General features: G+C 40.4%; 2 protein-coding genes. One reads left to right on the forward strand and one right to left on the reverse strand.

What is annotated here, in order from left to right; all coding sequences use genetic code 11:
• A partial coding sequence (locus H1P_RS33050) for a DUF4277 domain-containing protein (protein WP_144875603.1) occupies positions 1 to 116 on the reverse strand: 116 nt, incomplete at its 3' end.
• A gap of 40 nt (positions 117 to 156) precedes the next feature.
• Here H1P_RS33050 and H1P_RS33055 point away from each other — a divergent pair.
• On the forward strand, positions 157 to 1,752 hold the full coding sequence (locus H1P_RS33055) for a beta-barrel domain-containing protein (RefSeq protein ID WP_144875688.1): 1,596 nt from the start codon (positions 157 to 159) through the stop codon (positions 1,750 to 1,752).
• The last annotated feature ends 190 nt before the right edge of the window (positions 1,753 to 1,942 follow it).

The following is a 1,942-nucleotide window of genomic DNA, read 5'->3' on the forward strand; positions in this document are numbered from 1 at the left end:
GGTTTAATACCTAACTGTTCATTTATGATTTCTACTATTCCTATTTCATCTATTATTCCAGCTATTATTCCTAAATGATTAATTGTTTGAACTTCAATATTCACTAATTGACTCATTAAAACAAAGTGAACAATTAGCAATTAGCGAGTATTAACCATGAACAATCCACAATTAACCCTCAAAACCACCCCAGCTACATCAAGTAACCAACTGGCATTAATTGACGAAAGACAATTAACTCTCAATCCTCAACCTGCGGTATTCTTTAAACAGCCTTCAGTATGGTCGCGTGCGCTAATTTGGGGATTGGTCAGTTTAACTACCTGTACTGTTGCTTGGGCGAGTATTGCCAAGATAGAAAAGGTCATTCCCGCAGCAGGAAAACTCGAACCCAAAGATGCAGTCAAAGAAATTCAAGCTTCCGTGAGCGGTGTTGTCGCAGAGGTATTTGTCGAAGATGGAGAAAGAGTAGCCAAAGGTGATATCCTACTACAGTTTGACCGTACTACTGTGGAAGCTCAGATTAAATCCTTGCAACAGGTTGAACAATCATTAGTTGCTGAAAATAACTTTTATCGTCAACAAATGGCGATTTCAGAGGGTAATTTACCATCTAATATCGATTTAGCTCCAGAATTTGCCCTTTTGCTGCAAAATAAACAGACAATTGCTCAAGAAAATCAGCTCTATCAAGCTTTAATTGCTGGCTCTATTGATTCTGCTTTAAATTCCGAACAGCAAGCAAGAGGTCAAGTCTTACAAGCCGAACGCAATTCTCGGATACTGTCGGTGGAACAAGAAATTAAACAGCTTGAGTGGCAACTGCAACAAACAGCTAACAAACAGACAAATGCGAGAGAGTTATTAATTACTGCTCAGAATCAATTGGCTACTGCTAAGGGTAATCTTACTACGGAACGGGCGATCGCCTCTGAGATTGCTCCTTTGGTAGAAGCGGGGGCGATTTCTCGAATTCAATACAGCCGTCAACAACAAGAAGCGGGTAACAGTCAAATCGAAGTGGATACCCACCAAAGTTCGGTAACATCACTATTGGGGGAAATTGAATCTTTCAATCAGGAACGGGGCAGATTAGAAAGTGCCATTTCTCAGGCTAGAGCTAATTTAACTAATACAGTAGCTTCTTTTAACTCCGACTTACAAACTAAAATTGCAGCCAATCAACAACGGATAGCGGAAATTGACAGTCAGCTAGGTAAACAAGTTATGGCAAACGACCAGCAAATTGCCGAAATCGAGAGTCAAATTGTTTCCCAACAGCAAAATCTCAAATATCATCAGCTTAAAGCACCTGTAGGGGGAACGATCTTTGAATTGAAAGCTCACGAGGGTTTTGTAGCGCAACCGACGCAACCACTGTTAGAAATTGTCCCCGATGATGCTTTGATTGCTGAGGTGTATATTCCCAGTAAAGATCGCGGTTTTGTCCGTTTGGGGATGGATGTAGATGTGCGGGTTGATTCGTTTGACTTTAGTGAATTTGGTGCTATTTCAGGTAAGTTAATCTGGGTGGGGGCAGATGCTTTAGAACCAGACCAACAGCATCCTTATGCTCGCTATCCTGCCAAAATTAAGCTAGAACAGCAGTTTATGGATGTTAATGGTCAACCGATGGCTCTGGAATCTGGTATGGCTATTAATGTCAATATTAAAGAACGCAAGCGTCGGGTAATCTCGGTATTTTCGGGCTTTTTAACGAAGAAACTCGATACCCTCAAAGGTGTTGATTGATCATCCCAACGGTAAATAGAATTTTATTCGGGCGATCGCTTGATGGCTAGTAAAACTATCGACGAGACAATACTGTTCGGTTAAGCTAAACAACATGAGTTAATGAAAGTATTCATCATCCAAATGCATGAAACTATTTACTCTAACTCTTATTTCTCGAATACTTGCACTTGCTACGCCTATTAATTTA

Source organism: Hyella patelloides LEGE 07179, from assembly GCF_900659865.1.
Lineage (GTDB): Bacteria > Cyanobacteriota > Cyanobacteriia > Cyanobacteriales > Xenococcaceae > Hyella > Hyella patelloides.